Below are 8,156 nucleotides of genomic sequence, written 5' to 3'. Positions count from 1 at the left end.
TGCCGCGCGCAGCGCGGCGCAAGCAGCGGTGAGTGGGAAGAAGCGGTGGTCGGGGTGACAGGATTCGAACCTACGACCTCTTGCTCCCGAAGCAAGCGCTCTACCAAGCTGAGCTACACCCCGTTTCGGTCAGGACGCACGTGCAATGCTGAAGTGCGCTAGATCCACCAGAGCGTTTTTGTAAGGCGACTCGGGAATTTCGCTCAACGCCTGGATCGCTTCGCGGCTGTGACGCTCGGCGAGGGCGCGAGTGTAAGGAATCGCCCCCGTCGATTCAACCACGGCGAGCACGTCCTCAAGGCGTTCGATGTCCCCCTTGGTGATCGCCGCGCGAATCAAGGCGGCTTGCTCGGGCGTGCCGACCTGCATCGCCCGGATCAGCGGCAGCGTTGGCTTGCCTTCGGCCAGGTCGGTGCCGAGATTTTTGCCGCTTACGGCTGGATCGCCCAGGTAGTCGAGCAGATCGTCGATGAGCTGGAAGGCGATCCCCAGGTGATGGCCGTAGCGCCCCATCCGGTCTTGATACGCACGGGGCTGCTCGGCGGCGATCGCGCCAAGCCGACAGCCACCCTCGAACAGACGCGCGGTCTTGAGTTCGATCACCCGCAGATAGCGGGCTTCGTCCACATCGGCATCGCCGCAGTTGAGCAGTTGTAGCACCTCGCCTTCGGCGATCGCATTGGTGGTGTCGGCCATGACGCGCATGACCTCCATGCGGCCGGAATCGACCATCATCTGGAAACTGCGGGAATAGACGAAATCGCCCGAGAGCACCGCGCCGGCGTTACCCCAGATCGCATTCGCGGTTTTGAGTCCCCGCCGCAGGTTGGATTCGTCGACGACATCGTCGTGCAGCAAGGTGGCCGTGTGAATGAATTCGATCGTGGCCGCATGCAGGATCGGCTCTTGTGTGGTGCAGCCGAGCGCACGGGCGCTGAGCAAGACCAGCGCCGGCCGCAGCCGTTTACCGCCGGCGGAGATGATGTGGGCTCCGATCTCGTTGATCATCGCGACTTCGGAGCGCAGGCGGGCGCGAATGGTCGCATCGACGCGGCGCATGTCGTCGGCGATCGGCGCCAGGATGTCTTGGAGTTTCATGGGGCGGGCGGATGCTAGGGGGCAGGGGAGCTGGCGTCAATCCATGCGTTGGCATGCCAGGTGCCGATTCTGCATGGGCGTTCCCGGGCAAGCTGGGAAGATCGGTTGACGCAGGTGGGGTCGGTCCCTACAATTGCGCGCTCTTTAGGGTCGGGTGCCGTGTGCGCCGCGGCTTACAATGAAAACGAGATTTGGAGTTTTGTGATGTACGCCGTGATCAAGACGGGTGGTAAGCAGTACCGGGTGACACCGGGCGAGACGCTGAAGGTCGAGCGTCTCGATGCCGAAGTGGGCAAAACCATCGATTTCGATGAAGTGCTGATGATCGCCAATGGCGAGCGGCAGAAGTTCGGTACGCCCACCGTCGCCGGCAGCCTGGTCAAGGCCGAGGTCCTTGCCCACGGCCGCGGTCAGAAGATTCGCATTGTCAAGCACCGCCGCCGCAAGCATTACCACAAGGAACAGGGGCATCGGCAAAACTACACCGAGGTGCGGATCGTCGAGATCGTCGGCGCCGAGGCCCTGGGCGCCTGATCCGGCGTCGGCACAGATTCAGGAGCAAGCACGATGGCACACAAAAAGGCAGGCGGCAGTACCCGTAACGGCCGCGATTCGGAAAGCAAACGTCTGGGCGTGAAGAAATTCGGCGGTGAAATGGTGCTGGCCGGCAATATCATCGTCCGCCAGCGTGGCACCGTGTACCGTCCGGGCGTGAATGCCGGTTTGGGTCGCGATCACACGATCTTCGCTCTGACCGACGGCAAGGTCTGCTTCCGTACACGTGGCCCGGCCAATAAGATCCACGTCGACGTGATTCCGGTTTAAAGCCCGCGGCAGCGATGCGAAAAAGCCCCGGACTCCGGGGCTTTTTCGTGTGCAGGGAAGAACATCATGAAGTTCGTCGACGAAGCCAGAATCCTGGTCGAGGGCGGCAAGGGCGGCAATGGCTGCATCAGCTTCCTGCGCCTGAAGTACATGCCGTTCGGTGGCCCGGACGGTGGCGATGGCGGCGAGGGCGGCAGCGTCTGGGCGGTGGCCGAGCCCAATCTCAACACGCTCGCGGATTTTCGTTACACGCGCAAATTCCGTGCGCAGAATGGCGCGAACGGCCAGGGTTCTAACTGCACCGGAGCTTCCGGCGCCGACCTTGATATCCGCATGCCGCTGGGGACGCGCATTTTCGATGCACAGACCGACGAATTGATCGGCGAGCTGGTGCACCCGGGTCAGCGGATCAAGCTGGCGCAGGGTGGCCATCGGGGACTGGGCAATCCCCACTTCAAATCGTCGGTCAATCGCACGCCGTACAAGGCGACCAAGGGCGGCGAGGGGGAAAGCCGTGAGCTGCGGCTCGAGCTGAGCCTGATGGCCGATGTCGGACTGCTGGGTTTGCCCAACGCCGGGAAATCGACCCTGCTCGCGGCCGTTTCGGCAGCGCGCCCGAAAATCGCCGACTATCCATTTACCACGCTCTATCCGCAGCCCGGGGTCGTGGCCTTGGGGGTGGCGCGTTCGTTCACGATGGTCGATATCCCCGGCCTGATCGAAGGCGCCGCGCAAGGGGCGGGCTTGGGCATCCGGTTTCTCAAGCATTTACAGCGCACGCGCCTGTTGTTGCATCTGGTCGATGTGTTGCCGCCGGATGGCGCGGACATCGTCGCCAACATCCGCGCGATCAATGCCGAGCTCGAGGCGTTCAGCGCCGAACTGGCGAAAAAAGAGCAGTGGCTGGTGTTCAACAAGATCGATCTGATGCCCGAGGCCGAGGTTCGTGCGTTGATCGAGAAAACCTTGCGCCGTCTGCGCTGGAAAGGGCGCTGGTTTGCGATCTCGGCGGCAACGGGACGGGGATGTTCCGAGCTGTGCGAGGCGGCAATGACCTGGATCGAGACGCATGTGCAGCCCGCGCCGGCCGATGCGGCGCCCACGGCTGCGGCCGTGCCGGCGCCGTTGCGCCGACGTGCGGTAGCACCCCGCCGCACCGAGGATCCAGCCGAGGTGTCGAACAAGGATCCGGGATCTGCCGTGACGCGCGGCACGCGGCAGCGGCGTCCGGCGGCACCCAAGCGGCCGCGCGATTAGCACGTGGGGGTTTAGGATGAGTGCGCGTTCCAGGCTTGCCGAGGGCCGGCGCTGGGTGATCAAGGTCGGCAGCTCGCTCGTCACTGCCAAAGGGGCCGGGCTCGATCAGGACGCGATCGCCGACTGGTGCACGCAGATCGCACGCCTGCGTGAGGCGGGTGTGCAGGTCGTGCTGGTGTCTTCCGGTGCGGTCGCCGAGGGCATGGCGCGGCTGGGGATGAGGAAACGCCCAACGGTGCTGCATGAGCTGCAGGCGGCTGCCGCAGTCGGGCAGATGGGCTTGGTGCGCGCGTATGAGGCCGAGTTCAAGCAGCATGGACTCAAGGCGGCGCAGATTCTCCTCACGCATGAGGACGTGGCCGACCGTGGACGTTATCTCAACGCCCGGGGGACGCTGACGACCCTGCTCGAATTCGGTGTCGTGCCGGTGGTCAACGAGAACGATACCGTTGCCACCGAAGAGATCCGTCTGGGCGACAACGATACCCTCGGGGCGCTCACGGCCAATCTGATTCAGGCCGATCTGCTGGTGATTCTCACCGACCAGGAGGGGTTGTTCGAGGCCGATCCGCGCCTCGATCCGACGGCGCGCTTGGTCAGCGAGGCGCCGCTGTCCGATGACCGCCTGATGGCGATGGCGGGGACCAGTAAAGGGGAACTCGGCCGCGGTGGGATGCGCACCAAGATCAGTGCTGCGTACACGGCGGCACGCTCGGGTGCAGCCACGGTGATCGCGCATGGGCGCAAGCCCGATGTGCTCTTGCGGATCCGCGCCGGCGAGCCGGTCGGCACGCTGTTGATCCCGGCCCAGGGTGTGATGGCCGCACGTAAGCGCTGGATCGCCAGTCAATTGCAGGTGCGTGGCCGGCTGTTGCTCGACGAGGGTGCTGCGCGGGTACTGCGTGAGCAAGGCCGCAGCCTGCTACCGGTGGGTGTGCGCGGGGTCGAGGGCGAATTCGCGCGTGGCGATCTGGTGGCCTGCATCGGCCCCGATGGTCGTGAGATCGCCCGTGGGCTGTGCAACTACGATGCCGACGATGCACGCCGTATCGCTGGCGCGAGGAGCGACGAGATCGTCCGCCGGCTTGGCGGCCCGGGTGAGCCGGAATTGATCCACCGCGACAATCTGGTCGTCACCGGCTGAGCTGGGAGACTGGCTGTCCCGCCATCTCGGGAAAACCTCGAGAAAAAACGAAGAGGGGGCCATAAGGCCCCCTCGTGAGATGCCACCTGGTCTTGGGTTTCAGAAGCGCTGCACGTAACGGGCATAAGGCGTGCGGCCGGCCGGGTTGTAGAGCGTCTGGTCGTAGAACGGGCTGTTCAAGCTGAAATTCGTCGACACGCCCTCGTCGAAAACGTCGCGGATGCCGACGATGATCGCGCCATTCCAGGGTGCATCCCACTTCACCTGCACGTCGTGCAGCGTGTTCGCCTTGACGTGTCCGGTGCGTTGCAGATCGAGCGGGTTGGGATTGCCTGGGACGGTGGCGGCCGCAGTGGACGGGATGTAGTTCGTCACCCAGGTCGTGGTGAGCGCGCCGATGCTCCACGGCAGGGTCAGGTTGATGCGGTATTCCGGGACGCCCGGATCGCCAGTCTGGTCGCGCGCCGGGAGCACTCCGTCATCTTCGACGTAGCTCAGCACGTAGCTGCCGACGAGCTGTGGGCGCAGCGAACCCCAGCGGCCGAAATCGAACGCGAAGTTCAGCGTCAGATCGAAACCGTCGGTGCTGATTTCGGCGATGTTGTCCGTCGTCGAGCGGATCTCCTCGATGCGTCCGGTATCGGGGTTGCGGATGACCGCGGTGTTCTCCGGCAGGGCCTGACCCAGTAGTTCGCGGAAGATCAGACTCTGCGCCGAGTAGGTCGTCAGCGAGTCGGTGATCGTGATGTTGTAGTAGTCGAGCGTGAAGTCGAACCATTCGACCGGCTGCATCGCGATGCCAAAGCCGTACTGTGTCGAGCGTTCCGGATCGAGATTGGGATTGGCGAGGAAGAAGGTGTCGTACTGGACCTCCGGGCAGTCGCTGTCCGGCACGCCTGCCTCGCGGCAGGTGACGAGGTCACGCGCACTCTCGGCGCTGAACGTGTCTTTGGCGTTGAGTTCCGACAGCAGTGGGGCGCGGAAACCCCTGCCCACCGAACCGCGCACGACGAGGTTGTGCAGTGCCTGCCAGCGCGCGGACAGCTTGGGGCTGAAAGCGCCACCGGCAGCGTCGGAGTAATGGTCGTAGCGGGCGGCGAGATCGACTTCGACGTCCTCGATGACCGGTACGGCGACTTCGCCGAACACGGCATAGGCATTGCGCCTGCCCTCCGACGAGTTGCCGGCCGAGCCGCCGACCGTGCCGGCTTCGGACTGACTGTCGTAGCGGTCGAAGAAGCGCTCCCTGCGGTACTCCGCACCCCAGGCGCTGTCGATCGTGCCGGCGGGCAGGGTGAACAGCGGCAGGCGCAGCGTCGTGAACACCTCGCGGTATTCGGTCAGCCCGTCGCGGCTCGTGGTCACGGTCATCGACGGCAGCGTGGTCGTGTCGCCGTCGGCGACCGGCTGGGACAGGTCGAAGGGGTTGTAGGCACCCGACGCCGCGGCTTCGGCGGCGACGGAGCGCAGCAGATACCCGGAGCCACGGTCATCGAACGTGAACCGGCTGATACGGGCACCGCCCTCGACTTCCCAGTCGCCGAAGCTGTAGCTCAGCACCGGCAAGATGCTAAGCACGCCGGAGCGGTTGTGGTTATCGCGCGTGCCCAGCGGCAGGAAGCGATGGGCAACATAGACGTCCTCACCGTAGGGGTTGGTCGGTGCGCTGCCGGGCACGAAGATGAAATCCGGCGCCGGCGCGAACCGGCCGAAGCTCTCGGACTGCGCATAACTCGCCGTGATCTCGAAGCCCAGGTCGGTGCTGATGTCGTAGCCGTACTTGACGAAGACCGCGGCGGTCTTCAGCTGTGTGGTGTCGGCGGCGTACTGCGTGAAGTCGAAGCCGCAGATGTCGCCGTTTTCGACGCCGGTCAAGCCGACGTCGTCGCGGATGCGGTAAAAGCCGAGACTCTGCTGGCAGCCGGCATCCGGGGGCCGCAGGGTCTGCGTGAAATCCGCGTTGAAGATGGTGTTGCCGAACAGGCTCAATCCCGACGTCTGGGAGAAGTTGTAGGTACCGTCGGTGTTCTGCGGGCCGGTTTTGCTGCGCGAATAGTCACGGTCGCGCAGGAATATCGGCAGCGTGTCGGTATAGGAGGCGCCGAACAGCATGCGGCTGTCGCCGGTCGAGGTGCCGGCGACGATCGAAGCGCTCTCCTCGTCGGCCCCCGGATTGTCCGGCCGTCCGAATCCGGCGGAGATTTCCACGCCAGAGTAGTCGCGGCGCAGGATGATGTTGATGACGCCGCCGATCGCGTCCGAGCCGTAGATGGCCGAGGCGCCGTCGGAGAGAATTTCGATACGCTCCACGGCAGCGAGCGGAATCGTGTTGAGATCGACACCGGCGCCTTGCAGCGATGGCGAAGTAGCGACGCGGCGACCATCGACGAGCACGAGCGTACGGCTGGAGCCCAGTCCGCGCAGCGAGGCCACGGTCTGGCCGGCGCCGCTGCTGCCGGAAACGCTCTTGAACGAGCCGAAGCTGTTGAACGTCGAGGCGTGCAGTGCATCGGCGACGGAGATTTTGCCCATCGCCTCGATGTCGTCGCGGCTGATCACGGTCACCGGCAGCGCGCCCTCCATCGCGGCACGGCTGATGCGCGAACCCGTCACCTCGATGGTGTCGAGCTTGGTCGGCGTTACGTCGTCGGCCCTGCAAAATTCATCTTGCGGTGCCGACGAGAAGCGCCGGACGTGCAAGAGTAGCGAGTCGACTCGCGAACGCGGCGAGCGCTGACAGCAGCCAGAGCGAGCGCAAAAAGGCTGGAGCAATGCCCCGCCGGGCGATGGCACGCAGCAGCCAACGGATGTTGAAGCCGGCGGCGCACAACACCGCATGCAGCGCGTCGCCCTCAGCGCCCTTGAGCCAGCAGCGCTTCATGCCGTGATCGTGCTTGGCATGCCCGATGGCCGGCTCGACCGCCTGACGCCGCTTCAGCCAGCGCCGCTGGCTGCGCGTGAGCGACCGGCTCTTGCCGCGATGGATCAATGTCACCCCGCCAATGTCGGCATCCGCCCCCCGGTAGCCCAGGTCGACGATGGCCGTGTGCGGCTTGACGCCCAGGTCCTGCAGCAAGACGGTGGTCTGTTCCAGTTGCTCGGCCAGCGTGTGGCCGTCGTAGGGGTTGCCCGGCAGGCTGCGCGCACCGACCATCAAGCCCTGTTTGGCACTCACCGCCACGCTGACCTTCACGCCGAACTCGTAGGGCTGGCGGGCCTTGCCCTTGCCGATGCACTCGACCTCCGGGGCGTGCAGCGCGTACAGCTTGTGCTTGTCCTTGGGGCGCTGCAAGCGGATGCGTTCGGCACGCTCCAGCCATGGCTGCAGGCGATCACGCACGTCTTGCGGCACCTCCAGCAGGCGGCGCTGCACGTCGCGCAGCACGCGCCCGAGCACGGTGCGCTGGCGCTTGAGCACCCGGCGCAGCCGCTTGAACTGCTTGGCGTGCGCATAGCCGCCGGCACGCCGGCGCAGGCTGCGGCCCTCGCGCTCGAAGGTCTGCTTCAGCCGCAGCCCGGCGCGCTGCGCCAGTTGCACCACCTTGGCCCGCGCCACTTCCAGCAGCCGGCTGTCGGTGGGATAGGCCACCGCCTTCTCCTGCACCGTGGTGTCCACGATCACACGCTGCAGTTCGCTCTTGCGCACCGCCTGCATCTGCACGGCCGCCTCGATCGTCTTGGCCAGCAACTCCTCCACACCGGCCTCGCCCAGCACCCGCCTGAAGCGCCCGATCTGCGGGCTCTTCGTCATTTCGTGTGGAACCCAACAGTCACAATGACTCCTGGTCGTCGAGCCCGGTGGGCATGTGTGCAGGCCGCTGGCCGGCCTGTG

7 protein-coding genes and 1 tRNA gene are annotated in these 8,156 nt (G+C 65.3%); 4 read left to right on the top strand and 4 right to left on the bottom strand.

Translation table 11 applies throughout. The features are described 5' to 3' along the window. Window positions 1-46: 46 nt before the first annotated feature. Window positions 47-123: transfer RNA gene (locus BMZ48_RS12770), tRNA-Pro, on the bottom strand. A gap of 6 nt (window positions 124-129) precedes the next feature. Continuing rightward, window positions 130-1,098 (bottom strand): polyprenyl synthetase family protein, encoded by a 969-nt coding sequence (locus tag BMZ48_RS12765; RefSeq protein WP_091535995.1) that lies wholly within the window; start codon window positions 1,096-1,098, stop codon window positions 130-132. 204 nt (window positions 1,099-1,302) lie between these two features. Between BMZ48_RS12765 and rplU the strand changes: the two genes are divergently transcribed. From rplU to proB, 4 genes are all read left to right on the top strand, one after another. Continuing rightward, a complete protein-coding gene (gene rplU, locus BMZ48_RS12760; protein ID WP_091535999.1) occupies window positions 1,303-1,632 on the top strand; it encodes a 50S ribosomal protein L21 in 330 nt (109 codons plus the stop codon). Between the two features lie 33 nt (window positions 1,633-1,665). After that, on the top strand, window positions 1,666-1,923 hold the full coding sequence (gene rpmA / locus BMZ48_RS12755) for a 50S ribosomal protein L27 (RefSeq protein WP_091535991.1): 258 nt from the start codon (window positions 1,666-1,668) through the stop codon (window positions 1,921-1,923). A gap of 66 nt (window positions 1,924-1,989) precedes the next feature. Continuing rightward, window positions 1,990-3,180 carry an Obg family GTPase CgtA gene (cgtA, locus tag BMZ48_RS12750; protein ID WP_091535987.1) on the top strand — a complete coding sequence of 397 codons (1,191 nt, stop codon included), beginning with the start codon at window positions 1,990-1,992 and terminating at the stop codon, window positions 3,178-3,180. Window positions 3,181-3,196: 16 nt separating this feature from the next. Continuing rightward, the gene (gene proB / locus BMZ48_RS12745; protein ID WP_091535983.1) at window positions 3,197-4,324 is read left to right on the top strand and encodes a glutamate 5-kinase; all 1,128 of its coding nucleotides are present in this window, start codon (window positions 3,197-3,199) and stop codon (window positions 4,322-4,324) included. 99 nt (window positions 4,325-4,423) lie between these two features. Here the strand turns inward: proB and BMZ48_RS12740 are convergent, their stop codons facing one another. Next, window positions 4,424-7,024 (bottom strand): TonB-dependent receptor plug domain-containing protein, encoded by a 2,601-nt coding sequence (locus tag BMZ48_RS12740; protein WP_159431187.1) that lies wholly within the window; start codon window positions 7,022-7,024, stop codon window positions 4,424-4,426. Further along, on the bottom strand, window positions 6,987-8,156 hold a 1,170-nt coding region (locus tag BMZ48_RS12735; protein ID WP_436198150.1), incomplete at its 5' end, for an IS5 family transposase. The genes BMZ48_RS12735 and BMZ48_RS12740, both read right to left, overlap by 38 nt.

The organism is Fontimonas thermophila (genome assembly GCF_900113085.1).
Lineage (GTDB): Bacteria > Pseudomonadota > Gammaproteobacteria > Nevskiales > Nevskiaceae > Solimonas > Solimonas thermophila.
This window is presented reverse-complemented; position numbering and strand designations above follow the sequence as displayed.